Raw genomic sequence first — 24,868 nt, 5'->3', positions numbered from 1 at the left:
GATCTGTCGCTGACCGCGGAACCCGGTCACACCGTCGCGATCGTCGGCCCGACCGGTGCCGGCAAGACCACCCTGATCAACCTGCTGATGCGGTTCTACGACCTCACCGGCGGTCGGATCACCTTGGACGGGGTCGACATCGCCACGATGTCACGGGAGGAACTGCGGGCAAGTATCGGCATGGTGTTGCAGGACACCTGGCTGTTCGGCGGCACCATCGCGGAGAACATCGCCTACGGCGCCGAGGGTGCCACCCGGGAGCAGATCGTGGCCGCCGCGACTGCCGCGCACGTCGACCGGTTCGTGCACACCCTGCCGGCCGGCTATGACACCGTGCTCGACGACGAGGGCGCCGGTGTCAGCGGCGGGGAGAAGCAGCTGATCACCATCGCCCGGGCGTTCCTCGCGGAGCCGCTGATCCTGGTCCTGGACGAGGCCACCAGCTCGGTGGACACCCGCACCGAGGTACTGATCCAGCAGGCCATGTCGACCCTGCGGGCGGGGCGGACCGCGTTCGTGATCGCGCACCGGCTGTCCACGATCCGGGACGCGCACACCATCCTGGTGATGGAGAACGGCGCGATCGTCGAACAGGGCAGTCACGCCGAGCTGCTCACGGCCGACGGCGCTTATGCGCGACTGTACCGGGCCCAGTTCGCGCAGGCGGTCGCCGAGGTCTGACCCGGACGGCCCGAGCCCCTCGCCTTCGGACCCGTTTCTTGATCCACGCCCCTATTGCCGGGTGCTCTTAACGATGTGAATCTGATGCTCCTGCCACAACACCAGATTCACATCGTTCCCACAGAGCGACCAGCAACAGGGGACGCGCCCTCGCGGGGCCGGGGCGAAGGGATGCTTGGGTAGCGGTCAGCCGCGCAGGGGGGCGTGGGCGAAGGCTGCCACGCCTTCGTCGAAATCGACCGTCGGCTGATAGCCCAGAGCGTCGCGGGCCAGCGCCGACGAAGCGGTCACGTGCCGGACGTCACCGGCGCGATACAATCCGGTGACGACGGGTTGCGGGCCGCCGTGTGCCCGGGCTAGGGCGCCGGCCATCTCGCCGATCGTGTGGGGCTGTCCACTTCCGATGTTGAAGGCCCGCAGCCGGCCCGGTGTGGCTGCACCCGGCGCCAGCGCAAGGACGTTCGCCCGGGCCACGTCATGCACGTGGACGAAGTCACGCAGCTGTCGGCCATCCTCGAAGACCTCGGGCGCGGCGCCCCGCTCGAGCGCACTGCGGAAGATGGACGCGACGCCCGCATAGGGGGTGTCGCGGGGCATCCGGGGGCCGTAGACGTTGTGGTAGCGCAGCGCGATGGCCTGTGCGCCGGTGCCGACCGCCCACGCCGCGGCGAGGTGTTCCTGCGCGACCTTGGTGGCCGCGTACACACTTCGCGGCTCCAGCCGGGCATCCTCGCCGACCAGGGTCGGCTCCAGTGGCTGGCCGCAACTGGGGCAGGGCGGCTCGTACCGTCCGGCTTTGAGATCCAGGTCATGGCGGGGAGCCGGTCGTACCGGCCCGTCGGCGGCGCAGCGGTAGGCACCTTCGCCGTAGACGACCATCGAGCTCGCCAGGACCAGCCGGCGCACACCGCGGCTGGCCATCGCAGCCAGTACCACCGCGGTACCGAAGTCGTTGTGCGAGGTGTAGGCCGGCAGGTCCCCGAGGTCGACGCCCTGGCCGACCATGGCGGCCAGGTGGCACACGGCGTCCACCCCGTCGAGCGCGGCGTCCACCGTGTCGGCATCCCGCACGTCGCCGACGACAAGATCGACACCATCGGTCGGGAGCGGGCGTCCTCGGTGGATCGCCGGGTGCAGCGCGTCGAGCACCCGGACGTGTTCACCGGCCTGTACCAGGGCTTGGACGAGGTGAGAGCCGATGAACCCGGCGCCGCCGGTGACGAGGATCCGCACAACGGCGACGGTATAGCCGTTCCGGGCGTTGAATCCTTACGAGCCGGGAAAACATCACGCGGTGAGCGGGAGCGCCACGACGAACCGGCAGCCGCCGGCGATGTTGTGTACGGTCACGTCGCCGCCGTGTGCCTCGACGATGCCGCGCACGATCGCCAGCCCGAGGCCGGACCGGCTGCCCTGGCCAAATCGGCTGCCCTGGTCGGTGCGCACCTCGCGTCCATGCTGCCGGCTGTCGTGCGGGCTGTCGTGCCGGCTGTCGTGGGCGGTGCCGGCTTCGGCAGCGAGCCCGCGTGGCGTGCGCGCTGTCTCACCCCGGTAGCCGGTCTCGAACAGTCTGCCCAGGTCGGCATCGGGAATCCCGCCGCAACTGTCCGCGACCGCGAGCACGGCGCGCCGGTCGGACACCTGACCGGTCACCGCGACCGTACCGTCGCTCGGCGTGTGTCGGATGGCGTTCACCAGCAGGTTGGTCAGGACCCTGCCTACCTCAGCCACATCGACCTCGACCTTGGCGGTGTTGTCGGCGTCGCCGTGGAGCAGGACGCCCTTGGCGCGGGCGAGCGGATCCGCGGCGGCGACGGCATCGGAGATGACATCACTGAGCGCGACGCGCTCCAACGTCAGCTCAAGGGTCCCGGCGTGGAGCCGGGACAGCTCGAACAGGTCGTCGACCATCGTGGTGAGGCGTTCACAGGCGCGCACCATGGTGCGGTGGTAGCGGGCCACGGTGGCGGCGTCGGTGACCACCCCGTCGTCGAGGGCCTCGGCGGTGGCGCGGATGCCGGCGATCGGCGTGCGCAGGTCGTGGCTGACCCACGCGACCAGCTCGCGCCGGCTGGCTTCCAGCGCCCGCTCCCGTTCCCGGGCCGCGACCAGCCGGACGTGGGTGTCGTCCAGCGCACGGGCGATCGCCGCGAGCTCTGCCGTCGGCGGCGTCGCCCGCGACGGTCGGTAACCGTCCTCACCAAGGTGGCCGGCCGCATCGGTGAGGGTCACCGATGCCCGGGCCACCGGGCGTCCGAGCAAGAGCGTCGTTGTGGTCGCGGCCACCGCGGACACGGCGAGCACGATGAGCACGACATCGAGATCGTGGTTGGAGAGGAACATCGCCTCCGCGGTTCCGGCGACACCGGCCGCCATCGCGCAGACTCCGACGACGACCACCGCCGCGCCCCAGATCCGCACCGATGCGCGCCACAGCACCCGCAGCCGCAACAGGGGCAACGCCAGCAACGGCGCGGCCAGCGAGCAGCCCAGCGCGATCCCGGCGATCTCCAGAAACGCCGTCATGCCAGGTCCACTGCGCGCACGCGGCCCGCTTCGCACCGGTACCCGACGCCCCAGACGGTCACCAGCACCTGCGGCGCGGTCGGGTCGTCCTCGACCTTCTCCCGCAGCCGTCGGATGTGGACGGTCACCGTCGAGGGGTCGCCGAAGGTCCAGCCCCACACCTGTTCGAGCAGTGCCGGCCGGGAGAACGCCTCGCCCGGGTGCGCCAGGAGGAAGGCGAGCAGGTCGAATTCCCGGACGGTCAACGCGAGTGGCTCGCCGTCGCGGGTAGCCGTGCGCGCGGCGACGTCGACGACGAGACGTCCGGTTCGCAGCACGCCGCGGCCCGCCGGTGGCGGCTCCAGCGTGCGCCGCAACACCGACTGGACCCGCAGTACGAGTTCACGCGGTGAGAAGGGCTTGGTGACATAGTCGTCGGCGCCGGTCTCCAGCCCGGCGATGCGGTCGGACTCCTCGCCCAGTGCGGTCAGCATGACGACCGGGACCTGCCGGTGTTCCCGCAGGCGCCGGCATACCTCCAGCCCACCGATACCGGGCAGCATGAGGTCCAGCACCACCAGGTCCGGCGGCCGATCGGCCGCCGCGGCAAGCGCGGACGGTCCGTCCGCGGCCCGGTCGACATCGAAGCCGGCATGCGACAGATAACGGTCGACGACGTCGGCGACGGTCGGATCGTCCTCGATGAGCAGTACGCACACCACCCGCTCACGGTAGTTCGCGCCCCGGCCCGCTGGCACCGTGGTAGCCGGGCCGTCCCCGATTCGTAAGATCTGCGCGGCCCAGGGCGCACACTCCAGACAGTTCGCGGTCGATGTTCCGTGTTCTGTAAGAGATTCGGCCACAATCGGTGACTAAGCTGCCGACCATGGTTACTGAAAGTCAGGTCAGCGGTGGCAACGTCGTCGACGATGGTGCTGCTGTGGATGTTGTGGTGGATGTCGTCCTGCCCTGTCTGGACGAAGCCGCCGCCCTGCCCTGGGTGCTGGCGCGCATGCCCGCCGGCTACCGGCCGATCGTGGCGGACAACGGGTCCACCGACGGCTCGCCGACCATCGCCCGGGAGTTGGGCGCGCACGTGGTGCATGTGCCCGAACGCGGCTACGGCTCGGCGGTGCACGCCGGTCTGCTCGCGGCCACGGCACCGGTCGTCTGTGTCTGCGACGCGGACGCCTCCCTCGACCCGAGGGACCTGCCGCGTCTGGTCGGGCCGATCGACGCCGGCAGTGCCGATCTCGTTCTCGGCCGGCGCCGGCCGACGGTGGCCCGCGCGTGGCCGTTGCATGCCCGGGCCGGTAACGCGGTGGTCGCCCGGGAACTTCGCCGGCGCGCCCGGGTGCCGGTCCGCGACATCGGCCCGATGCGGGCAGCCCGCCGGGAGGACCTGCTCGCGCTCGGTGTCACCGACCGACGGTTCGGCTACCCGCTTGAGCTCATCGCGCTCGCGGCTGCGGCGCAGTGGCGCATCGTCGAGCTCGACGTCGGCTATCTGCCCCGCCGCGGCCGGTCCAAGGTCACCGGAACCGCGCTGGGCACGGTCCGCACCATCCGGGACATGTCCGCGGTGCTGGGACGGATGGCGTGAGGCTGCTGGTCATCGCCAAGGAACCGGTGCCCGGGAAGGTCAAGACCCGGCTCACCCCCCCGTACAGTCCGGCCGAGGCAGCCGCGTTGGCCGCGGCCGCGCTCGCCGACACCCTGGACACCGTCGTCGAGGCATGTCGGCGCCACGGCGCCCGGCCGCTGGTCGTGCTCGAGGGCAGGCCCGGCGCCTGGCTGCCGCCGGACGTGCCAGTGATCGACCAGGTCGACGGACCGTTCGACGAACGCCTCGCCGCCGCCTTCGACACCGCGTCGGGCGAGCCGGCCCTTCTGATCGGGATGGACACGCCACAGGTCAGCGCAGGTGTGCTCGTCGCGGCATGCCAGGCGTTGGAGCAGGCCGACGCCGTGTTCGGCCGGGCGCTCGACGGCGGCTGGTGGGCCCTTGGGCTGCGCCACGCCGACGGTTGCGTCGTGCGTGGCATCCCCACCTCGACGGCGCGGACCGGGGCGCTCCAGCACGCCCGGCTGCGCGCGGCGAACCTCACCGTGGCCGAGCTGCCGGCGCTTCGTGACGTCGACACCGCCGCCGACGTGGAGCCGGTTGCCAGCCTGGCACCCGCCGGGCGGTTCGCCGCCGCGGCACGGGCACGGGCACGTGTGGGGGTGTCCCGGTGAGTGCCCGGTCGGTCGGCCTGCGCCCGGCCACCGTCTACGAGAGAGCATTGCGTTCGTCGGAGCCCACCCTGTGGGCGACGGGCCGCCGTGGGCGCAGGCGGTTGCCGGTCGCCGCGTGGCTGGGCGCTCCCGCCCCGGCGGACGAGCTGATCCTGGTCCGGTGCACCGGGCCGACGCTGGACGTCGGCTGTGGGCCGGGGCGCCTGACCGCCGGCCTGGCCGCACGCGGGGTTCCCGCGCTCGGCATCGACGTGGCGCCGTTCGCCGTCGCGTTGGCACGGCGGACCGGTGCCTCGGCGTTGTGCCGGGACGTCTTCGGCCCACTGCCGGGGGAGGGGCGCTGGCGTGAGGTGCTGCTGATCGACGGCAACATCGGGATCGGCGGGCAGCCGCGACGCCTGCTGGCGCGCGTCGCGCGGTTGTTGGCACCGGGGGGCTCGGTTCTGGTCGAGCTCGACCCGCCGGGCACCCCGAGCGGGGCGTACTGGACGCGGTTGGAAGCCGGCGGCCTGGTCAGCGCGCCGTTTCGCTGGGCGGGCGTCAGCGTCAACGGGATGGGGCCGCTCGCCGCAACCGCGAACCTGCGCGTCGGCGAGACGTGGCAGTGCTCCGGTCGGCATTTCGGCCGGCTGGTGTCCACCGCCGGCAGGTGGACATGAGCGCGGATCTGACCACGGATCTGACCACGGATCTGAGCGCGGATCTGACCACGAACGCCACGGCCCGGCCACACCTGCAACCCGGCGTGGGCCGACCACGTTCCCGGTGGGCGATGGTCACGGCATCGGCGGCGCTGGCCGGCGTGCTCGGCCTGGAATACGCGGTCATCGCCCAGCCGGGCCCGCTGCCGGGCCGGGCACCCGTGCTGTACCTGACCCTCGGCTGGTGGGCGGCGGCCGCGCTCGGGGTGGTGCTGCTGGTCCGCGTGGCGCCCCGGCGGGTGGCCGCGGGCCTGCTGCTGGCCGGCGCCGTCGCGGTGCACGTCCTTGCGATCACATCCGGGCCGCGGATGAGTGACGACCTCTACCGCTACGTCTGGGACGGCCGGGTGCAGGCGTCCGGGATCGACCCGTACCGGTACGCGACGGACTCGCCGGAACTGGCCCACCTGCACGATGCCTGGCTGTGGCCCGACGATGGCGGCTGCGCCGCGATCGGGCGGGGTCCGGGATGCACGCGGCTCAACTACCCGCGGGCACACACGATCTACCCGCCGGTCGCCCAGGCGTACTTCACCGTCGTGCACTACCTGCCCGGTCCGCCGCGCGAGCACAAGGTCCAGTTCTATGCGGCGCTGGCGTCACTGGCGCTGACCGTGCTGCTGATGCGGACGCTGGCGGCATCGGGCCGCGATCCCCGGCTTGCCGCGGCCTATGCCTGGACGCCGCTGGCCGGTCTGGACATCGGCATCGACGCGCATGTCGACGTGGTGGCGGCGCTGGCCGCTGTGGGTGGACTGGCGCTGCTGTCACCGCGCATCGGTGATCTGCGTACCCGTGATATGCGTACCCGTGATCTGCGTATCGGTGACCCGGGCGGCTCACCGTGGCGGCCCTCGGCGCGACGCGCCGCCGCGGCCGGCGCCCTGCTGGGGGTCGCCGTGGCGGTGAAGCTGTACCCGGCGCTGCTGCTGCCGGCCGCGGCGCGGCGCCACCGTCTGGTGGTGCTCACCTCGGCGGTCGGTGTGGTCGTCCTGTCCTACCTGCCCCACGTCGCCGTGGTGGGCACCGACGTCCTCGGCTTCTTACCGCAGTACCTGTCGGTCGAGGGTTACCAGGACGGCGGCCGGTTCCTCCTGCTGGGTCTGATCGGTCTGACCGGCGCATCGGCCAAGGCCGTCGCGGGGGTCGTGCTGGCCGCGGTCATGATCGCGATATGGCGGTCCGGTCCGGACCGGGTCGGCGTCGAACGTGGCGCACTGTGGCTGTTCGGGACGGCCTTCCTGGTTGCAACCCCGGTACAGCCCTGGTACGGCCTGCTGCTCGTGGTGCTCGCCGTGCTGGCGGGCCGGCTGGAGTGGCTGGCCGTCGCCGCCGCGCCCTACATCCTCTACATGGCGCTGTTCACCGACCTCGCGGTCACCGACAACATCGCCCGGCCTGGTGGCTACCTGCTCGGTGCGGCCGTGGTCGGCGTTGTCGGTGCCGGTCGGTCGGTGGTCAGTGCCCGTGCGAGGTCGAGCCGCCCGGGTAGTTGCCGCCGCCGTGGTCGGTGTCGATCGTTTCGTAGTCCTTGGCCCCGTTGACGCGTGGCAGGGCGTCGACGAAGACGACCGTCCGAGGCTTCTTGAACGACGCGATCTGCGCCCGGCAGTGTTCGATCAGCTCGGTGTCGGTCGCGTTCGCGTCGTCGCGCAGGGCGACCACCGCCTTGACGGACTGTACCCAGCGTTCATCCGGGACGCCGATGACGGCGGCCTCCCGGACTGCCGGGTGACGTTCGAGGCAGGCTTCGACCTCAGCCGGGTAGATGTTCTCCGCCGCTGATTTGATCATTCGTGTCGCGGTGCCGACGAAGGAGATGCGGCCGTCGGGCAGCCGCCGTCCCAGGTCGGTGGTGTGCCAGCCACCGGTTCGGGTCCGGTGCGCGTTGTCCTGCGGTCTGTCCCAGTAGCCCGCGTGGACCAGCGCGCCACGGACGACGATCTCTCCGACCTCACCGTCGGGGACCTCGGCGCCTTCCGGACCGACGATCGTGATCCGGGCGAACGGGACCGGACGCCCGACGGTCGGGCTCCACTCCTCGTGCCCGAGTGCGGCGTAGAGGCAGAAGCCGGTCACCTCGGTCTGACCGAATCCACCCATGTGGCGGCCCCAGGGACTGCCGTCGGGGGTGACCATGTCCGCCCAGCCCGCAATCATCGTCAGCGGGCTGCGCAGGGAACGCAGGTCGAAACGTCGGTCACGGTTGGTCTCGACGAGCTGGACGACCTGCGGCGGCATCAGGAACGCCGAGGTGCACTGCTCGTCTTCGATGAGTCGGCACAGCTCCTCGGGGTCGCTGCGGCGGACGAAGACGTTGGTGCCGCCCCAGACGAAGGTCGTCGCGGTGTGCTGGAAGGTGCCGATGTGGAACAGCGGACCGGAGTTGAGGAAGATCTGGTCGCCATCCGCGTAGAAGAGGGTGCCGATGACGCTGGCCTGCGCGACCAGGTTCGCCGAGGTGAGCATCGACCCGGCGGGCCGACCCCCGTGCGCGGCCGTGTAGATGACAAGCACGGGGGCGTGCGGATCGGGATCCGCGGGCGGCAGCGTAGCGTCGCCCGCGGCCAGGAAGCCCTCGTACGTGTCGGGTCCGTCGCTGTCGGGCTCATCGCTGTCGGGCCCGCTCGTGGACCCGTTGGTGTCGTGGCGCAGCCAGCGCGCGGTATGTGTGGCCCGCTTGCGCGCCTCCCCGACGGTCGGTCCGATTTCGGCGTCCTGCCAGACGATGACGGTGGGCCGCAGGTCGTCGATGACGAACGCCATTTCCTCAGCGGAATGCCGCCAGTTCACCGGGCAGACCATGGCGCCGAGCCGTGCGCCCGCCAGGACCAGCTCGAGCGCCCGGTGGCAGGTCTGCCCGAGCCACAGCACCCGCGAGCCACGTGTGACACCTGCGCTGTGGAGTGCGCCGGCGAGCCGGGCGACTCGATCGTCGAGGTCGGCGTAGGTCACCCGGTGTTCCCCACACACGGTGGCGGTGCGGCCCGGACGCGAGCGGCCGTGTTCGGCGAGGAGTTCGGCGAGCGTCGGCCAGGTGCCGACCGGTACCGCGGACATCAGGTGTCCACCCGGTGTGGTCCCAGCGAGCTGGCCCGGGTCCGGCCGCTGATCGTTTCGTTCACGACGGTGCTCTTCATGCTCTCCATCCTCGCGGGCGATATGGTAGATCTAGTCCAATCATAGAGCTAATATTTCTGTTTCAGCCGATCGCCTCCGGCTCGGCGAAGCCCGCATCGGTCGGCCGGGTCGGGCTGTGTCGTAATAATCATGTTTCTCATTAAACGTCTTATGCTATATTCACCTCGGCTTGTACAATGGGGAGGCGCGGCGGTGTCGGATGCCCGGTCGTATGATCGCTACTACCAGCCCACGGTGGAGACGATGCCGCGGGCGGAGCTCGAAGCGTTACAGGAGCAGCGGGTCGTCGAGCTGGTGGAGTACGCGTACGAGCGGTCGCCGTTCTACCGTGAGCGCTGGGATGCGGCCGGTGTCCACCCGCGCCAGGTCCGCTCGTTGGACGACTTCCGCGAGCGCATCCCGTTTATCGACAAACAGGACGTCCAGGGCTTCCGTGAGCGCAGCGGCGACCCGTTCGCCGGGCTGCTCTGTGTCGACCGCAAGGAACTCACCTCGCTGACGTCGACGTCAGGGACGACCTCCGAGCCCGAGTTCTTCCCGGAGCGGTGGGACAGCGCCCATCCCCTTGTCACGGGCACCGCGCGCGATCTGTGGGAGCTGGGCGTACGGCCGGGGGACACGGTCGTGGTGCCGCCCGGTACCTTCCGGGGCTTCTGGGACTCGCTGTTTCAGCTGCTCGGCCTCGTGCCGCTCTACATCGACACGTGGATCGGCCAGTGGGGGGACGTCCTGGACGCCATCGAGCAGTACCGGCCGGCATACGTCCAGCTGCTCTACCCGATGGTCGTCGAGATCGAGCGGCTTGCCGACGTCCGGGACGTGCGGGAGGCACTGGCGCCGCTGAAGGCGGCCAGTTTCGCCGGGATGCCGCTGGGCCGCACGCTGACGGCAAAGGTCCGCGACGAGTGGGGCGTGAACCTCTTCCTCTACACCAGCGCCGGGGACACCGGCACGGCGTGGGAGTGCTCCGAGCACGATGGTTACCACCTGTGGGAGGACATGGTGCTCGCCGAGCATCTTGACCCGTCCGGGGCCGCCGCCGTCGCCGACGGCGCCCTCGGGGAGCTGGTCGCGACCGACCTTGACAACATCACCGCACCGTTCATCCGCTTCCGGTCGGGTGATCTGGTGCGGCTGACCCGTACCGCCTGTGGCTGCGGACGCACCCATGCGCGGCAGTGGCCGGTCGGTCGCAAGGGCGACGAGACGGTTGTGGGCGCTACCCTGGTCGGCGTCCAGGACGTCTGGGACGCCCTGGAGACCCTGCCGGAGACGGCGGACGGGATCTTCCAGATCATCCGGCCGACCCGGGTCGTCGACTCGCTGCGGCTGCGGGTCGGCTATACGCCCGAGCTCACCGGTGATCTCGCCGATCTGCTGGTGCGGGCACGCGATGTGGTGGCTACCAAGGTGGGTGTCACTCCGGAGGTGGAACTGGTGCCCGCGGGCGAGATCCTCAGCCGGTCCGCCAGCGTCGCGAAGTTCCCCCGGTTGGTGAAGGCGTGAGCCGCGCGTCGATCGTGGAACGGGCACGAGAGCTTCCGCGCGCTGAGATCGCCGGCATCGGCCGCTTCACCGTGGCCGGGCGGCACCACGACTTCACGATCACCTGGGATGATCGTAAGCGGGCCGGGGCATGGCACCGCGCTGCACTCACCGCCTGGGGCTTCGCGCCCGGTGACAGCGTCCTGATCACGTCGGTATCCTGCGAGGGGATCTGGACCGCCGGCTTTGCACAGGCACTACGTGATCTTGGGGTTGTCTTCGCGCTCGCCGAGTCCTACAGCTGGGACGCTCGCCGGGTGGCGACCTTCGCCCGGCGGGTGCCGCTGGCGGCGGTGTTCGGGCTCGGCCGCGAAACCGCCGAAGCGCTCGCGGCCACGGCCAGTCTCGACGTGCTGGCATCGGTGCCGCACCTGTTCGCCCGTCCGGATGCCGTCCCGATCCTGCGTGGCGCCGACCTGGACCCGGTGCTGTTCACGCCGATCGGGCCGACGGTGGCGGTCGAATGCCCGGAGCGTGCCGGCGGGCATGTCGACGCGGAGCGCTGGTCGCTGCGTGCCGTCGACGGCCAGCTTCGGTTGTCCTTCGCCGACGGGCGCCCGGGCGGTTTGTCCGACGTTCCCCTCGGGGTGGGCGGCACGATACGGACCGGCCGATGCGCGTGCGGTAGCGACGATCCGCGGGTGCTGCTGGCCTGACCCGCTGTGCGGTTCCCGGCCGGCGTTGGCACGGTTCCCGGCCGGCCGGGAGCGATCAGTGATCGCTGGACGAGGCTGCTTCCCAGGCCGGGTGCTCCCGGCGGGCCCAGTACCGGGGTACCAGACCGGTGCGCATGCCCAGGCGGGCAACCGGGTCCCGGCTGGCGAACCAGAGGTGGCCGGCGATGACGGCGACCACGGCATAGGCCAGCCAGTCGTGGACGAAGGTGGCGCCGGTGCGCCAGCGCACCGGCCAGGCGTTGGCGTAGCGCATGAGCAACCCGGTGCCGAGCATGACCAGGATCGAACCGGCGACGAACGCGGCGTTGAGCTTCTGACCGGGGTTGAACTTGCCGATCGGGATCCGGCCGGCGCGACGCTCCCGGCTGCGCAGCCAGGCCCAGTCCGTGGCGGTGAAGCGGTTGAGCAGGCCCAGGTCATGGCGGTAGGCGGCGGACACGACGCCGGCCAGCATCGGCACCGGCAGCGCGATCCCGGCATAGACGTGCACCGCCGCCACCAGGTGGCGCCGGCCCACCAGAACCGACAGCGGCCCGAAGTAGAGCATGGCCGCGGTGGCGATGCACAGGCCCATCAGGGCCGCGGTGCTCCGGTGCACCCAGCGTTGCGTTCGGGTGAAGCGGCGCAGGAGCTCAACTGGTTGCGTCATCGTCGCGTCCGTTGGAGTGCCCGACCCAGGCGTCGACGTCGTAGCCATCCTGTTCCCAGTAGCCGGGTTGGACACGATCGGTGACCTCGATTTCACTGAGCCATTTCAGTGATTTGTATCCGTACATCGGTGCCACATACAGCCGGACCGGACCACCGTGTTCATGCGTGACCGGAGCTCCGAGCATAGTCAGGGCGACCAGGACGTCGGGCCGTCGCGCCTGGTCGAGGGTGAGGCTTTCAGTGTAGACGCCGTCAAACGACCGGATTGTCACCACCTGTGCGCCCGGCTGGATCTGCACCGCGTCGAGGAGGTCCGCAAGCCGGACGCCGGACCAGGGTACGGCCGCCACCCGCCAACCGGTGACGCACTGGAAGTCCCGGGTGAGCGCGGTCTGCGTCATCGCGTGGAGCTGGTCGAGGGTGAATGTCGCGGGTCGGCCCACCATGCCGGTGACACGCAGGCGGTAGTCCGCCGCGGTACGGGTCGGCACGCTGGCGGTCACCGAGTAGAAACGGAAGCCGCCCGCATCCGGGAGCAGGCTCGTCAGCCCGGTCGGATCACCGTTCTGTATCGGCGCGAGGATGTCCTCAAGCCGACCCTGGATCCCGGCACCGGTCGCCACACCGACCGTGCCAGCGGCAAGCATGCCGATGATGACGCGTCGACCGACCGGGGCACCTGCCGCACTCATGAGGATCAGCCAACACGCTCACGGTGGCAATGCGCAACCCTTCCACCGGACACCCACTATTAGGTATAATAATTTGATTAAAAATATTACGTCTCTTATCATACGTCGAGCGAAGCGAGGAAGAACCGTGGACGGCAGGGTCGCGATCGTCACAGGTGGCACGCGTGGCATCGGTGCCGCGATCACGGAGGTGCTCGCCACCGAGGGGGCCCACGTGGCGGCCGTCTACGCCGGTAACCATGCGCGTGCGGATGCGCTGCGCGGGCGCCTGGCTGACCGGGGTGGTTCGGTCAGCGTGCACGCCGGGGACGTCGGCGACCCGGACTTCTGCCGGAAGCTGGTCGACGAGGTGCTCGCCGAACACGGCCGCGTCGACCACCTCGTGAACAATGCGGGGCTTCTGGTCGAGAACAGCGCCTTTCGGATGACCGACGAGGACTGGGACCGCGCCCTGCGCGTGAACCTGTCCGGCCCGTGGTATCTCGCCCGCGCTGCACTCGCCCCGATGGTCGAACGCCGCTTCGGGCGCATCGTGAACGTGGGGTCGGTGACCGCGGCCATGGGTAGCCCGGTCGAGGTCGGTTACGGGGCCGCCAAGGCGGGTCTACTGGGGATGACGCGTTCGCTCGCCCGGGCGGTGGCCCGCAAGGGGGTCACCGTCAACCTCGTTGTTCCCGGCGTCTTCGAGACGGACATGACCAACGCGATGGCTCCGGCCGCGCAGGACGCGATCCGCGCGATGATCCCGTTGGGACGGCGCGGTGATCCCTTCGAGCTCGCGCACGCCGTGCGCTTTCTCCTGGACGACAACGCCGGTTACGTCACCGGGTCGGTGGTCACCGTCGACGGCGGCCTGAGCATGGGAGCTTAGGCCGCCATCGGCTCGGGTCAGCTGCCGCAGTAGGGGGTTGGTTGTTGCACCTCAAAGGCGGTACCGGTGGGGTTGATCCGTAGGAAGGTGAAGCACCGGGCGACGTCGTGGTATTGCGCAAGATCTACCGGTGGCGCCACCAGGCCGTCGGCGGTGTAGTCGTGGACATTGTGCAGCTTGGTGATGAACGATTGGCGGGTGGGGCAGGGGCCGGCGGCGTGGAGTCCGCGTAGGAACATGTCGGCGGAGATCCAGCCCGTGAGGGCGACCTGCCGGGTGGGTGGTTGGGTTTGAGGGGCGTAGGCGGCCATCGCGTCGATGAACGTCTGGTGGGCGGGTAGGTGCTGTTCGAAGGGGGCCACGTTCACGAACAGGTAGGTCCCGGCGAGTTTGGGGCCGTACGCGTTGAGTATGTTCTGGTCGTATCCGCTGGGCGACATGGTGACCTTCAGGGGAACCTGTGCCCGATTGGCGGCGGCGGCGATGCTGGCGAAGGCGTCGACCGTGAGGCCGCCGGTGAGGACGTCGGCACCAGAGTTTTTGATCTTCATGGCGATGCTGGCAGGGTCCGTGCCGGTCGCGGAGACCTGGTCGGTGTAGACGACGTCGATCCCGGCCGCCTGCAGGCTTTCTGTCATCTTCTGCGCGAAGATGGCCGACGACTCACTGAAGGCGATGCGGAGCACGGCCGCTTTCCGGCCACCCCGGTTTCGCGCGAAGCTTCCCCATGTCGACAATGCCGGGCCGGCGGTGAGGTATTTCGACCAGGTGAACATGTTGTCGTTCTCGCTCCAGACGGCTTCCGCGCCGCTGCCGACCACCGGTATTCCGTTGTTGTGCAGGTAGGCGGCTGACCTGCTGGAGACGTTGCTGGACTCGATGACGGCGAAGGCCTGAGAGCTTTCGACGAGCGTTGTGGCGGCGGCGAGATTTGTGGCCGGGTCGGAAGCGTCGTCCTCCCAGTCGTAGATGATTTTACGTCCGTCCACTCCGCCCTGGCTGTTCGCCAGCCCGATACGTGCATCGACACCGGAGCGGAAGTCTACGAACTGCGGTGCGGCCGGGCCTGAATTGGGGAAGAGTAGCCCGAGTTTGATTGTTGTCGGGCTGACTCCGGGTGTCTGGCAACCTGTTTTCGCTAAATTTTTCTGTGTGTCGGCGCTACCGCAGCCGGTGACGAGAACAACAGCAACGACGGCCATCGCATGCCACCGATGAAAGGCAAAACGAAATTGCAAGACGGCCCTCCACTAGCTTGCTAAACTTCATTATGTTAGGCGTGTGCCGCGGTGTTTCTCAGGCGGCTTGCCAAGTGGTGTTCCGTAGCGGTCGTCCTCCCGTGTCAACACGGCCGTTGACCCAGACCTCGGGAGGTCCCGGCCGCGGCGAGGAGGGCCGAAGCGCCGGGCCGGCGCAGCGGACGACCATCGCGTACCGTCCGGCTCGACATCGTAGAGTCAGCGGCTCAATGAGGTCAATCAGGATGCCGGTCCGATGGCGTCGACCGTGGAGCTCGCGGCGAGACGACAGACGATGCCTGGACGGCAGTTCAGCCGAATCGTCGATACCGGCGGTCCGGCTGCGGAGAGTGCAACGATCAGGGTCTCGCGGGTAGTGCCCGACCGGCCGGTTCATGCGGGAACTCGTTGGGCAGGACCGGGATGTGGGCCAGTCCGATGATGTGCATGCCGTCACCTCTGGCGACCGGATCGGTGATTTCTCCGATCCAGCTGGGCGGAGCAGGGACGATGACTGGCCGCTGCTGGACTGGGCGTTCGAGCAGTCCCCGCTCTATCTGGCGCTCTACGACGTAGACCTGCGGATCCGCCGGATGAACGCCGCAACGCGCCGACAGCTCGGCCTGCACCAAGCGGACGAGCGCGGGCGATACCTGGACGAGTTGCTGCCGGCCATGCCCGGTCTGGACATGGTTTCCGAGCAGCTTCGCCAGGTGGTCGAGCAGCTTCGCCAGGTGGTACAGACGGGTCAACCGGTGCACGTCACGGTTGTCGGTCCCGTTCTCATCGACTCCGACAGCCGGGCGTTGGCCATCAGTATGTCGCCGGTCAAGGATCGGGGCGGGCGGATCCGAGGCGTGTACAGCGCGGCATTCGATGTCAGCGAGCAGCATGTGGCCCAACAGCGGCTGGCCTTGTTGAACGAGGCGAGTACCCGTATCGGCAGCACGCTGGACGTGGCCCGCACCGCGCAGGAACTGGCGGAGGTGGCCGTTCCCGGCCTCGCCGACTGGGTCAGCGTCGACCTGCTCGAGTCGGTGTACCAGGGGCACGAACCGGTTGCCGGTCCGCTCCTCGGCCCGGTCAGGCTGCGTCGTGCCGCGCACCTGTCAGTCATTGATGGCTGTCCCGACATCGTGGTCGAGCCGGGGCAGGTGGAGATCTATCCGGACTACTCGCCTCCTGCCCGCACCCTGGCGGCCGGCCGGTCCGCGCTTTACCACATCTCCGACCCCGAGCTGGCTGCCTGGATCGCCGCGGATGCCAACCGGACCGCCGCGGTCCGCCGGTGCGGGTTCCATTCGATGATGTACGTGCCGTTGCGTGCCCGTGGTACCACTGTGGGCGTGGTCACCGTTGCTCGTCACCGGCGGGCGCAACCGTTCGAGCAGGATGATCTCATCCTTGCCGATGAACTTGCCACCAGGGCGGCAGTGGCCATCGACAATGCCCGTCGCTATACCCGTGAACGTGCGACCGCGCTCACGCTGCAGCGCAGCCTCCTTCCGCAGCGACTGCCCGCGCAGACGGCGGTGGATGTCGCATCCCGGTACCTGCCGGCCGGTACCGACATGGGGGTAGGGGGAGGCTGGTATGACGTGATCCCGCTGTCCGGAACCCGCGTTGCGCTGGTCATAGGGGACGTTGTGGGTCACGGAGTCCACGCCGCCGCGACCATGGGTCGGCTCCGCACCGCGGTGCGGACCCTCGCCGATGTCGATCTTGCCCCCGAGGAGCTGCTCACCCGCCTCGACGACGTGGTCACCCGGCTGGCCGCCGAGGAAGGCCCGGTGCCCGCCGACGGCGACGCTGGCGCCATCGCCGCTACCTGTTTGTATGCAGTATACGACCCGGTGTCACATCGCTGTTCGCTTGCCAGGGCCGGTCACACCCTGCCCGCCCTTGTGACCCCGGACGGTACTGTCGACTTCCTCGACCTGCCGGCCGGCCCCCCGCTGGGCGTGGGCGGTCTGCCCTTCGAGGCCGCCGAGTTCGATCTGCCCGAAGGAAGCGTGCTCGTCCTCTATACCGACGGACTTCTTGAAACCCGTGACCGCGACACGGACGCGGGCCTGAGCACGTTGCGACACGCTCTGGCCCATCCAGCACTGTCACTGGAAACCCTCTGTGACACGCTGCTTGCAGCCATGCTCCCGGACTGTCCCAGCGATGACGTCGCCCTGTTGGTCGCCCGGACGCACGTCCTCGATGCCAGCCAGATTGCGATGTGGGATCTGCCGGCGGATCCGGCTGTCGTCGCAGGTGCCCGCGACCAGGCATCCCGCCAACTCGCCATCTGGGGGTTGGAGGAAGCCACCTTTATCACCGAGCTCGTCGTCAGCGAACTGGTCACCAACGCCATCCGCCACGCCCAGGCTCCGCTCCAACTGCGGCTGATCTTCGACGGCAGTCTCATCTGTGAGGTCTCCGACGCCAGCAGCACGGCTCCACACCTGCGCCGGGCGCGCGTGCTCGACGAGGGCGGACGCGGCCTGCTCCTCGTTGCCCAGCTCACCCGGCGTTGGGGCACCCGCCATACCCGTAGCGGTAAGACGATCTGGGCTGAGCAGCCCCTTGCCGTAGGGCCTGCCCCGATGGGGCCCGCCTTCACCGGCTGAGGTCATGGGGCGGTATGCCCTGGTGCCTGGCCGGTGGCAGCGCCACCCCCACCAGGCGGTGCATCGAGCGGCAGTGGTTAAGTAGCACCGCAGCTGGGTGGGGCGATAAGAACCGAATGGGGTACGCGTCGAGCGCGCGTGGGTGACGGAGGTTGGATGAGCCGGGCCGGAACGTTCCAGTTTCGGATGGTGGCGGTCGGCGCTGCGGTGTGTTTCACGTTCCTGACCGCAGCGTGCAGCGGGTCGACGTCAACCGCCGTGCGGAACGCATCGGTGACAACGGCGCCCCCGGCGCCCCCGGCCACGAACCTGCCCACCGACCTGAATCTGACGTCGTCACCGACACCGACGGTGTTTCCGACGGACAGTGCGACGGCGACGGCCAGTGCTGACCCGCTCAGCAAATCGATCATCCCGGCGAACTTTCCGTTCCCGGACGGATCGACCCACACGCTCTCCAACAGCAAGCCCACCAACGCATCGATCAGCCTGAAGGGAGTGACCCCGGCCGCGGCGGCGGACTTCTACCGAAAGGCCCTGCCCGGCATCGGTTACAAACTCTTCCAGCAGTCCGCGTCTGGCGGACGAATCAAGGTTACTTTTTCCGGGCACAGCCAGAGCGTCGAGATCCTCGCGGGCGGCACCGCCACCCCCGATCTCATTGTGATCGTTTTTACCCAATGTAGCACCGCCGTGCAGGGGGCGGGAATTCCGACGCGTCGAAGTGACCGGGTCGCATGCGTGTGAGAATGCCCGGTTTCAAACGGTCATTGCGCGACCGGCCCGAGCGCCGGCAACGTCGACCACGCGGCTGACACGATTTACCGGTACCGCTGCGTACCGGCTGCATACCGGCTGCGTACCGGCTGCGTACCGGCATCGCCGTAGCGGTCGGTGTAGTCCTGACGAGTGGAAGGTTGCCATCTTCCACTCGTGCCGGCGCGCTGGTGTGCTGGGCCGCGCGGCCAGTCGGGCAGCCGGTCGAGGGCAGCCGGCCGGGCGGTCAGCCGAGCAGCACGACCACGCCGATGAGCAGGACCATCTTGGCGATGATCGCGATCTCGGCGGCGCGGCCGGACACCTGATGAATTCCGGCGGCGTCCAGCAGATGGGGAACCGCCATCCGCACCCGCGGCCAGAGCGTCAGCACTATACCGGTGCCGGCCGCGGCGACCAGGGTCCGAGCGGTCGCGGACCCAGGGGCGAGCACGCCGGTGATCGCGGTCGCCGCGACGACCGCGACGGCTTTGATTCCGGCGAAGCCGGTGATTACCGTCCCGATCCGCAACAGAACCACAGCAACGACTCCAGCCACAAAGATTGACACAAGAGCCGTGGCCGCGGTGTCGGGGTCAACCCGTACCTCGGCGAGCCGGACCATGTGTACTCCCGGTGCAGCCTGGTCGAGTCGTGCGAACCACAGCGAAACTGCCGTGAGCAGGGCGACGACCGCCTCCACCAACCGCAACACCACCAGGGCCGATGCGAGCATGACCAACCTACGTCCCCGGCGGTGGCCGAATCGGAAATTCGACACGGTCGGTTGATGTGCGCCCGACGGTGCCGGTGCGGATGGATTCTCGAGCGTCATCACGTGCGCTCCTTCCCGATGGCCTTCGCTGTCATCGGCAGGATGCTCCGCGATCATGTGGACCAGGTGAGAGCAGGATCGGAAACAGTCAGACCGACAGCGGCTGCTCGCGGGCGCAGGATCCACCACGGTGGCCGGTTGGTCACGTGTCGGGGCGGGGTTCCCGCGCGACTTATGGACCGTCGCGGCCGGCTGAGATGCCGTTTCATAACGGAACGTGATATCGAAGGTGTGCCCGCCGGGTGGAGCCGTGCGACACGGACCTCACGGCGCGGATGCTCGAGCATCGGATCTTCCGATCGGTGGCAGCGTGTTACAAGGCAGACCGGGCAGTCGCAGCTGTGGCAGGTACCTACCGGAGGTGGAAAACCCGATATGGCAGAGCGGAAAACGCAACGGAATGTCGAAGACTGGGCACACGACCTTCCCGCCGGCTTCATCGAGTGCCGCACCATGGGCCACCGGTGGGAACCGCACACCGCAGCGTGGGACAAAGAAGCCAGGGCATACCATGTTACGCATGAGTGTGACCGTTGTGGGACCCAACGCAAGGCCTGGTGGAGTAGAACGGGAGAAATCTCCTCGGCCTCTTACAGCTATCCCGACGGCTATCTCACGAAAGACGTCGGTTACATCGGCGCCGCCGGGCGGGGTGTACTGCGCACGGAATACCTGACCCGCGTCTTCAGCGGCAGCGTCGACAGCGCCAACGGCAAGAAGTCGCCATCGTGACCCCGTCATGCCAGCCGGCGTCGTCAGCGGACTCGGCACTGGGCTCGGCACTGGGCGTGGCATCCTCGCTGCCGGTACTCGTGCTGATGGCACGGCGTGCCGTGTTACCGGGAGCGGCGGGTCAGTCGCTGATCCGCCGCATCACAGTGCCGAGCTGACCGACCACCTCGTCGAACGAGGCGTCCGCGTGGAAGCAGGCGACGAGCGACCCACGATCGTCACGGTGGGAGACCGGCGGTGGGACGAACGCCCGCTGCACGAATCCGAAAGCATGGCGCGCCCGCTCGTAGACATCGTCGGTTCCACCGCTTTTGAGCCAGCTGCGCAGGACGTAGTTGTGCGCCGCGACAACCGCGGCAGCGGCTACGACACTGCGCAGTCCGCTGTCGGCCAGTCCGCTGTCGGCCAGTCCGCTGTCGGCCAGTCCGCTGTCCGGATGGCGACCCTCGGGCGGGCGGTGTGGGGCCTCGCTGATGAAGCGGTTCTGGAGGTAACGCGCCACCACACGCTCGTAACGGTCGGTACTCGCGATTTCGCGATCCCGTAGTGACGGCACCCGCCTGGTCAACTGGAACCGCTTCAGCGAGATGTCAGCGTCCTCGACGTAACGATCCAGCACCAGCTGGGCGCCGGCGCAGGCGATGGCCAGCGGAGGTTCGGTGGGGCTGGCGTCGGTGAACAGCCGGGCCATGTCGTCGAGCCACTCGTCGTGGTCGGGAAAAATCGCCTCCTCCTTCGCGGAGAAGTACCGGAAGAAGGTTCGCCGGCCGACTCCGGCCGCTTCGGCGATCTGGTCGACGGTAGTCGCCTCGTATCCGTTGGTGAGGAACAGCTCCATCGCGGAGCCGACCAGGGCGCGCCGCACCTGCCGTCGCCCGGCCGCGGTCCGGCCGCTGCGCCGCCTGGGTGCCCGATCCGCCGCATCCGCCATGTCACCGGACCTTACCGAACCGTTCTTCCGGGTCCCTGCTTCCTAACGGCACCAGGTGCCGCTACAGTTCAGCTGCAAGGTCCGACCACTCCGCCTCATGCACCACCGGGAACCCGCGCGGGGTGCCATGGAGACCGTGGACGCAGTCGGTTGCCGTGCGCAGACCAGACCGGGGCTGCAAGGGTGGCTCAGACTTCAGGGGTGGCTCAGTGACTGACGTACCAGCGGCGGACGTACCAGCGCAGGTGGCAGCCGACGTGACAAGGGTGGGCGTGGTAGGCGGTGGCCTGATGGGCTCGGGAATCGCCGAGGTGTGTGTCCGCGCGGGTCTCGATGTGACGGTCGTCGAAGCGGACACCGGCCGCGTTGCGGCGAGCCGTGGCCGGGTCGTCAGCTCGCTGGACCGTGCGACGTCACGGAACAAGCTGTCGGCCGACGATCGTGACCGGGCGTTGGAGCGTCTGAGCTTCACCACGGACCTCAACCAGTTGGCCGACCGTCAGCTGGTGGTCGAGGCGGTCGCGGAGGACGAACGGTTGAAGGTCGAGGTTTTCCAGGATCTCGACAAGGTGGTCGAGGATCGTGGCGCGATTCTCGCGTCCAACACGTCGTCCATTCCCATCATGAAACTCGGGATGGCGACCAGCAGGCCGCGTCACGTGATCGGGATCCATTTTTTCAACCCGGTGCCCGTCTTGGCGCTGGTTGAGCTCGTGCCATCGTTGCTGACCGATGAGCAGACCCTGGTCAGGGCGGAGGCCTTCGTCGGTGACGTGCTGGGAAAGAAGGCAATCCGATCCCAGGACCGTGCGGGTTTCGTGGTGAACGCGCTGCTCGTACCATATCTGCTGTCTGCCGTCAGAATGCTTGAGTCGGGTTTCGCCTCGGCGGCCGACATCGACAGTGGGATGGTGCTCGGATGCGCACACCCCATGGGCCCGCTGGCGCTGGCCGACCTGATCGGTCTCGACACGATACACGCGATCGCGGAATCGCTGTATGCCGAGTTCAAGGAGCCGCTGTACTCGGCACCCCCGTTGCTCATGCGAATGGTTGACGCCGGTCTGCTCGGAAAGAAGAACGGCCGCGGTTTCTACGAGTACGGTCCGGCCGGCGCATGAATCCGGCGAACACCGGCACAGGTGTGTATCAGCTCGGCGAGGAGCACCAGGCGTTGCGGGACGCCGTGCGGCAGCTGGCCGAAAAGGAGATCGCCCCGCCCGCCGCCGATGTCGACGAGCAGGCGCGTTTCCCGGTCGAGGCACACGACGCGCTGACCCGGGCGGGTTTCCACGCCGTGCACATCCCGGAGGAATACGGCGGCGAAGGCGCGGATGCGGTCGCCGCCTGCATCGTGATCGAGGAGGTAGCCCGGGTCTGCGCCTCGTCGTCGCTGATTCCGGCGGTGAACAAGCTGGCGACCATGCCGATCCTGCTGTCCGCGTCCGAGGAACTGAAAAAGCAGGTACTGCCCTCGATCGCCGCGGGCGAGGCGATGGCGTCCTATGCGTTGTCCGAGCGGGAGGCGGGTTCGGACACCGCATCCATGCGCACCCGGGCGAGGCTGGATGGTGATCACTGGGTGCTCAACGGAACGAAGTGCTGGATCACCAACGCAGGGGAGTCCGCCTGGTACACCGTGATGGCGGTGAGCGATCCGCACGCGGCGAAGAAGTCCCGTGGCATCTCGGCGTTCGTCGTCCACCGGGACGACCCGGGCTTCTCGGTGGGCGCCACGGAGCGCAAGCTCGGCATCAAGGGCTCACCGACCCGGGAGATCCACCTGGAGGACTGTGCGATCCCGGCCGACCGGATCATCGGAGAGCCCGGTACCGGCCTGAAGACCGCGCTGGCGACGTTGGACCACACGCGGCCCACGATCGGCGCGCAAGCGGTGGGCATCGCCCAGGGCGCGCTGGACATTGCGATCGCCTACGTCAAGGAACGTCGGCAGTTCGGGCGGGTCATCGCGGAGTTCCAGGGCCTCCAGTTCATGATCGCCGATATGGGAATGAAGATCGAGGCCGCTCGGCACCTGGTGTACGTGGCGGCGGCCAAGGCCGAGCGTGGCGAGGCAGATGCCGGGTTCGTGTCGGCGGCGGCGAAGTGCTTCGCCTCGGACACTGCCATGGCGGTCACCACCGATGCGGTTCAGCTGCTCGGCGGCGCGGGCTACACCCGAGACTTCCCCCTTGAGCGAATGATGCGTGACGCCAAGATCACTCAGATCTACGAGGGCACGAACCAGATCCAGCGCGTGGTCATGGCCCGCCAGCTCCTCGGCGGCTAGATTCTCGGGATTTCCCTTGCTAGGCAGTGTGATCCGCTCGTCTGTCATGATCGTAGTTGTTCTTCGTTACTTCTCACTGTTCCTCGTTGCTCTCGGTTGTTTGTGGACGGGGCGTGGACTCGTCCGGCGGATCGTCGTTCAGGCGCAGCGCCGCCTCTATCCGCCGGCGAGCCGCCTCGTCCTGCCCGACGATGCACTTCGCATAGGTGTGCAGCAGTACGGCGACCGAGTGCCCGGCCCACTCGGCGATCTGGGTCGGTGGCACGCCGGCGTTCAGCCACGTACTGACGGCGGCGTGGCGAAGGTCGTACGGACGCCGGGCAAGCGGGGAGGCGATCTCCGCTGGCGTAAGCGCACGCTGGCGGGCCTTTTGCCACACCGCCTGATGCCGGTTGGACGTGACCGGCCCGCCGCGTTCTCCGCGGAACAGCCGCCCGTCCGTCGCTGTGCCGAATTCGTCGAGATGACGGTGGTACAGATCGACAAGCAGTGGATGTAGCGGCACCTCCCGTGTCTCTTTGGCCGCTCTGTGTTTTAGGGGTCCGGCGGTGCGCTCACCGTCGTCTGTCCACGCTCCGGACATCTCCGGGTTGTTCCCTACCAGGATCGCTATACCCCAGCATCCTCGTTTCCGGGGTAGTTCGAGATCCGGCTCACGTAGTTCCTGCATCTCACCAGGACGCATCGCCCCGTAGTACATACCGCCATACCAGGCAACCAGGTCTGGTGCGACCGGGCGCGCCCCAACTTCCAACAGTCGTTGGGCTTGATGGTGGTTTACACACACCCTTCGGTCCACCTGGTCCCTGGTCTTCGGCGCCGTTCGGGACAGCGCCGGTAGCGGGTTCTCTGCCAGGTCGCCGCGTTCGACAGCGAAGGCCAAGCAAGCGCCGAACGCGATCCGTTTCCGCAGGACTGTGTTAGCCGCCGCGGGCTTTCCGTCCAGTTTTTGGCTGATTACGTTCAGACAGGATCTGATCAGCTCCGGGTCGTCTGCGAGATCCGCGATCGGCCGACTATGACCGGCAAGCCAGCCGAGCACGGCCTCCAGCTCGGGAGGCGGAGGGTTCTCGGCCCACGTCCCGTCCGTGGCGAGGCGCCTCCGTGTTCCGGATTGGAACGTCCAGCCGAACAGCGCCTCGCGTACCGATTCGGCGAGCCCGGCTGGTGCCGGCGCAGTCAACAGCGCTGGTGTGACCGTCGCGAGTGCGTCCGCTAGCGACCGCCGTGTTCCCGGCGCCTGCCGTTCATCCCATTTCGTGTCCGCAAAATCCCGGGCGTGTTCCAGCCATGCCCGGGTTGACAGCGGTGCTGGCTCAGGCTCGGTCTGGGCGCGCACATCGGCGACAGGAAGGCCGCTCTGAATATCGAACGCCTCACCCTTCTTCGCTGCTGCGAGCAGTTCGGCACGGCGCGCCTCGGCCAAGCTCTTGGTGGCATAGTTTTTCGCCCACGGTCGCATTCCGACCTTCCAACGTACCTGATAAGTAGTGGGCTTTGTTTTGTTCTTGATCTCTTTGATTGCCCAGACTCGGACCGCGAAAGTCGTCGGCCGGCCCTCCTCAGGTTTACCGGTCGATGACGGGTTCCGGCTGGTCATGCTGCAGGATTCTGGATACGGCCATCGAGCCAGGCATTCAGGTCGTCTCGGGCAACTCGCAAGTGCCCGTTCGGCAGTTTAATGACCTTGGGGGCGACACCCCGACGGCGCCACGAGTCGAACGTGGCCCGCGGCAACGACCCATGTTCGTCGCCGAGTTCTGCTA

General features: G+C 68.5%; 23 protein-coding genes. 13 read left to right on the top strand and 10 right to left on the bottom strand.

Annotated features, from left to right (window positions below):
• The coding region (locus tag U9979_RS01350; protein ID WP_322777927.1) for an ABC transporter ATP-binding protein at positions 1-681 on the top strand (681 nt) is incomplete at its 5' end.
• Positions 682-867: 186 nt separating this feature from the next.
• Here the strand turns inward: U9979_RS01350 and U9979_RS01345 are convergent.
• The 3 genes from U9979_RS01345 to U9979_RS01335 are packed head-to-tail and all read right to left on the bottom strand — an operon-like array spanning position 868 to position 3,944.
• On the bottom strand, positions 868-1,914 hold the full coding sequence (locus U9979_RS01345) for an NAD-dependent epimerase/dehydratase family protein (protein ID WP_322777926.1): 1,047 nt from the start codon (positions 1,912-1,914) through the stop codon (positions 868-870).
• A 54-nt stretch (positions 1,915-1,968) separates the two neighbouring features.
• Complete coding sequence (locus U9979_RS01340; RefSeq protein ID WP_322777925.1) at positions 1,969-3,207, bottom strand: HAMP domain-containing sensor histidine kinase; 1,239 nt, start codon at positions 3,205-3,207, stop codon at positions 1,969-1,971.
• Entirely contained in the window at positions 3,204-3,944 is a 741-nt protein-coding gene (locus U9979_RS01335; protein WP_416210152.1) for a response regulator transcription factor, read from the bottom strand. The genes U9979_RS01340 and U9979_RS01335 overlap by 4 nt, the downstream gene beginning before the upstream one ends.
• Positions 3,945-4,072: 128 nt before the next feature.
• On the opposite strand from U9979_RS01335, the gene U9979_RS01330 reads away from it, so the two are divergent.
• Genes U9979_RS01330 through U9979_RS01315 form a run of 4 tightly spaced genes read left to right on the top strand, consistent with a single transcriptional unit; the run spans position 4,073 to position 7,669 of the window.
• Positions 4,073-4,789: a glycosyltransferase family 2 protein gene (locus U9979_RS01330; RefSeq protein WP_322777924.1), complete on the top strand. Its 717-nt coding sequence runs from the start codon at positions 4,073-4,075 to the stop codon at positions 4,787-4,789.
• Positions 4,786-5,424 (top strand): TIGR04282 family arsenosugar biosynthesis glycosyltransferase, encoded by a 639-nt coding sequence (locus U9979_RS01325; protein WP_322754366.1) that lies wholly within the window; start codon positions 4,786-4,788, stop codon positions 5,422-5,424. The genes U9979_RS01330 and U9979_RS01325 overlap by 4 nt, the downstream gene beginning before the upstream one ends.
• Entirely contained in the window at positions 5,421-6,083 is a 663-nt protein-coding gene (locus U9979_RS01320; RefSeq protein WP_322777923.1) for a class I SAM-dependent methyltransferase, read from the top strand. Before U9979_RS01325 ends, U9979_RS01320 begins: the two co-directional genes overlap by 4 nt.
• Positions 6,080-7,669 (top strand): glycosyltransferase 87 family protein, encoded by a 1,590-nt coding sequence (locus tag U9979_RS01315; RefSeq protein WP_322777922.1) that lies wholly within the window; start codon positions 6,080-6,082, stop codon positions 7,667-7,669. The genes U9979_RS01320 and U9979_RS01315 overlap by 4 nt, the downstream gene beginning before the upstream one ends.
• On the opposite strand, the gene U9979_RS01310 is transcribed toward U9979_RS01315, so the two are convergent.
• On the bottom strand, positions 7,584-9,185 hold the full coding sequence (locus U9979_RS01310) for an AMP-binding protein (protein WP_322777921.1): 1,602 nt from the start codon (positions 9,183-9,185) through the stop codon (positions 7,584-7,586). The two genes, U9979_RS01315 and U9979_RS01310, sit on opposite strands and share 86 nt — an antisense overlap.
• A gap of 273 nt (positions 9,186-9,458) precedes the next feature.
• On the opposite strand from U9979_RS01310, the gene U9979_RS01305 reads away from it, so the two are divergent.
• Both U9979_RS01305 and U9979_RS01300 read left to right on the top strand, forming a co-directional pair.
• Positions 9,459-10,772, top strand: a complete 1,314-nt coding sequence (locus U9979_RS01305) for a hypothetical protein (RefSeq protein ID WP_322777920.1) — start codon at positions 9,459-9,461, stop codon at positions 10,770-10,772.
• A complete protein-coding gene (locus U9979_RS01300; RefSeq protein WP_322777919.1) occupies positions 10,769-11,467 on the top strand; it encodes a hypothetical protein in 699 nt (232 codons plus the stop codon). Before U9979_RS01305 ends, U9979_RS01300 begins: the two co-directional genes overlap by 4 nt.
• Positions 11,468-11,522: 55 nt before the next feature.
• Here U9979_RS01300 and U9979_RS01295 read toward each other — a convergent pair whose 3' ends face one another.
• Positions 11,523-12,137: a cytochrome b/b6 domain-containing protein gene (locus tag U9979_RS01295; protein ID WP_322777918.1), complete on the bottom strand. Its 615-nt coding sequence runs from the start codon at positions 12,135-12,137 to the stop codon at positions 11,523-11,525.
• Positions 12,121-12,831 carry a molybdopterin-dependent oxidoreductase gene (locus tag U9979_RS01290; protein WP_322777917.1) on the bottom strand — a complete coding sequence of 237 codons (711 nt, stop codon included), beginning with the start codon at positions 12,829-12,831 and terminating at the stop codon, positions 12,121-12,123. The genes U9979_RS01295 and U9979_RS01290 overlap by 17 nt, the downstream gene beginning before the upstream one ends.
• Before the next feature lie 127 nt (positions 12,832-12,958).
• Here U9979_RS01290 and U9979_RS01285 point away from each other — a divergent pair, with 127 nt between their 5' ends.
• On the top strand, positions 12,959-13,702 hold the full coding sequence (locus tag U9979_RS01285; protein WP_322754373.1) for a 3-oxoacyl-ACP reductase family protein: 744 nt from the start codon (positions 12,959-12,961) through the stop codon (positions 13,700-13,702).
• 17 nt (positions 13,703-13,719) lie between these two features.
• On the opposite strand, the gene U9979_RS01280 is transcribed toward U9979_RS01285, so the two are convergent.
• On the bottom strand, positions 13,720-14,904 hold the full coding sequence (locus U9979_RS01280) for an ABC transporter substrate-binding protein (RefSeq protein ID WP_322777916.1): 1,185 nt from the start codon (positions 14,902-14,904) through the stop codon (positions 13,720-13,722).
• 431 nt (positions 14,905-15,335) lie between these two features.
• Here U9979_RS01280 and U9979_RS01275 point away from each other — a divergent pair, with 431 nt between their 5' ends.
• Together U9979_RS01275 and U9979_RS01270 are read left to right on the top strand one after the other, a co-directional pair.
• On the top strand, positions 15,336-17,558 hold the full coding sequence (locus U9979_RS01275) for a SpoIIE family protein phosphatase (protein WP_322777915.1): 2,223 nt from the start codon (positions 15,336-15,338) through the stop codon (positions 17,556-17,558).
• A gap of 156 nt (positions 17,559-17,714) precedes the next feature.
• Positions 17,715-18,305 carry a hypothetical protein gene (locus U9979_RS01270; protein ID WP_322777914.1) on the top strand — a complete coding sequence of 197 codons (591 nt, stop codon included), beginning with the start codon at positions 17,715-17,717 and terminating at the stop codon, positions 18,303-18,305.
• A 256-nt stretch (positions 18,306-18,561) separates the two neighbouring features.
• Here U9979_RS01270 and U9979_RS01265 read toward each other — a convergent pair whose 3' ends face one another.
• A complete protein-coding gene (locus U9979_RS01265) occupies positions 18,562-19,050 on the bottom strand; it encodes a histidine kinase (RefSeq protein ID WP_322769681.1) in 489 nt (162 codons plus the stop codon).
• Positions 19,051-19,524: 474 nt separating this feature from the next.
• Between U9979_RS01265 and U9979_RS01260 the strand changes: the two genes are divergently transcribed.
• Positions 19,525-19,881: a hypothetical protein gene (locus U9979_RS01260; RefSeq protein WP_322748024.1), complete on the top strand. Its 357-nt coding sequence runs from the start codon at positions 19,525-19,527 to the stop codon at positions 19,879-19,881.
• Positions 19,882-20,002: 121 nt separating this feature from the next.
• On the opposite strand, the gene U9979_RS01255 is transcribed toward U9979_RS01260, so the two are convergent.
• Positions 20,003-20,812 carry a TetR family transcriptional regulator gene (locus U9979_RS01255; protein WP_322777913.1) on the bottom strand — a complete coding sequence of 270 codons (810 nt, stop codon included), beginning with the start codon at positions 20,810-20,812 and terminating at the stop codon, positions 20,003-20,005.
• A gap of 209 nt (positions 20,813-21,021) precedes the next feature.
• Between U9979_RS01255 and U9979_RS01250 the strand changes: the two genes are divergently transcribed.
• Together U9979_RS01250 and U9979_RS01245 are read left to right on the top strand one after the other, a co-directional pair.
• The gene (locus tag U9979_RS01250; RefSeq protein ID WP_322754378.1) at positions 21,022-21,933 is read left to right on the top strand and encodes a 3-hydroxybutyryl-CoA dehydrogenase; all 912 of its coding nucleotides are present in this window, start codon (positions 21,022-21,024) and stop codon (positions 21,931-21,933) included.
• Positions 21,930-23,102, top strand: a complete 1,173-nt coding sequence (locus U9979_RS01245) for an acyl-CoA dehydrogenase family protein (RefSeq protein WP_322777912.1) — start codon at positions 21,930-21,932, stop codon at positions 23,100-23,102. Before U9979_RS01250 ends, U9979_RS01245 begins: the two co-directional genes overlap by 4 nt.
• 73 nt (positions 23,103-23,175) lie before the next feature.
• On the opposite strand, the gene U9979_RS01240 is transcribed toward U9979_RS01245, so the two are convergent.
• Complete coding sequence (locus U9979_RS01240) at positions 23,176-24,702, bottom strand: tyrosine-type recombinase/integrase (protein WP_322777911.1); 1,527 nt, start codon at positions 24,700-24,702, stop codon at positions 23,176-23,178.
• Positions 24,703-24,868 lie beyond the last annotated feature (166 nt).

This window comes from Protofrankia sp. Cas4, assembly GCF_963555915.1.
Lineage (GTDB): Bacteria > Actinomycetota > Actinomycetes > Frankiales > Frankiaceae > Protofrankia.
Note: the sequence above shows the minus strand (reverse complement) of the source record. Positions and strands in the feature narration are given on the sequence as shown.

What these genes read in the sequence shown, in the direction of transcription:
- U9979_RS01240 (WP_322777911.1), bottom strand. Translation starts at nt 24,702, where the DNA reads ATGACCAGCCGGAACCCGTCATCGACCGGTAAACCTGAGGAGGGCCGG.
- U9979_RS01255 (WP_322777913.1), bottom strand. Translation starts at nt 20,812, where the DNA reads ATGGCGGATGCGGCGGATCGGGCACCCAGGCGGCGCAGCGGCCGGACC.
- U9979_RS01245 (WP_322777912.1), top strand. Translation starts at nt 21,930, where the DNA reads ATGAATCCGGCGAACACCGGCACAGGTGTGTATCAGCTCGGCGAGGAG.
- U9979_RS01295 (WP_322777918.1), bottom strand. Translation starts at nt 12,137, where the DNA reads ATGACGCAACCAGTTGAGCTCCTGCGCCGCTTCACCCGAACGCAACGC.
- U9979_RS01310 (WP_322777921.1), bottom strand. Translation starts at nt 9,185, where the DNA reads ATGTCCGCGGTACCGGTCGGCACCTGGCCGACGCTCGCCGAACTCCTC.
- U9979_RS01260 (WP_322748024.1), top strand. Translation starts at nt 19,525, where the DNA reads ATGGCAGAGCGGAAAACGCAACGGAATGTCGAAGACTGGGCACACGAC.
- U9979_RS01265 (WP_322769681.1), bottom strand. Translation starts at nt 19,050, where the DNA reads ATGCTCGCATCGGCCCTGGTGGTGTTGCGGTTGGTGGAGGCGGTCGTC.
- U9979_RS01290 (WP_322777917.1), bottom strand. Translation starts at nt 12,831, where the DNA reads ATGAGTGCGGCAGGTGCCCCGGTCGGTCGACGCGTCATCATCGGCATG.
- U9979_RS01270 (WP_322777914.1), top strand. Translation starts at nt 17,715, where the DNA reads ATGAGCCGGGCCGGAACGTTCCAGTTTCGGATGGTGGCGGTCGGCGCT.
- U9979_RS01275 (WP_322777915.1), top strand. Translation starts at nt 15,336, where the DNA reads ATGCGGGAACTCGTTGGGCAGGACCGGGATGTGGGCCAGTCCGATGAT.
- U9979_RS01330 (WP_322777924.1), top strand. Translation starts at nt 4,073, where the DNA reads ATGGTTACTGAAAGTCAGGTCAGCGGTGGCAACGTCGTCGACGATGGT.
- U9979_RS01315 (WP_322777922.1), top strand. Translation starts at nt 6,080, where the DNA reads ATGAGCGCGGATCTGACCACGGATCTGACCACGGATCTGAGCGCGGAT.
- U9979_RS01340 (WP_322777925.1), bottom strand. Translation starts at nt 3,207, where the DNA reads ATGACGGCGTTTCTGGAGATCGCCGGGATCGCGCTGGGCTGCTCGCTG.
- U9979_RS01280 (WP_322777916.1), bottom strand. Translation starts at nt 14,904, where the DNA reads ATGGCCGTCGTTGCTGTTGTTCTCGTCACCGGCTGCGGTAGCGCCGAC.